We start from the raw sequence: 292 nt of genomic DNA on the forward strand, positions 1-292 counted from the left end.
CGATGGGGCCATAGCTCAGCTGGGAGAGCGCCTGCCTTGCACGCAGGAGGTCAGGAGTTCGATCCTCCTTGGCTCCACCATCTCCACCTACGGCTAACGCAATTGCTTGAAAAGCTCAGAAGTGAGCCTTTGACTTCTCCCTACCACAAGGTAATGAGAAGGGCACAAATGCTGACTTCTGGTCTTTGATCAGAACTGTTCTTTAAAAAATTGGGAAAGTGATAGAAGTAGACTGCATTAACTGTTTTCACTGGCAGTTAGTGTCGTCAAGGTAAAATCTTGCGAACTCAAG

The 292-nt window shown here is 47.9% G+C and carries 1 tRNA gene; it reads left to right on the forward strand.

Going from position 1 to position 292, the window contains the following annotated elements:
* Window positions 1-4 precede the first annotated feature (4 nt).
* Window positions 5-80, forward strand: a tRNA-Ala gene (locus tag QMX82_RS26250).
* The last annotated feature ends 212 nt before the right edge of the window (window positions 81-292 follow it).

The organism is Pseudomonas sp. PS02302, assembly GCF_029959585.1.
Lineage (GTDB): Bacteria > Pseudomonadota > Gammaproteobacteria > Pseudomonadales > Pseudomonadaceae > Chryseomonas > Chryseomonas aestiva.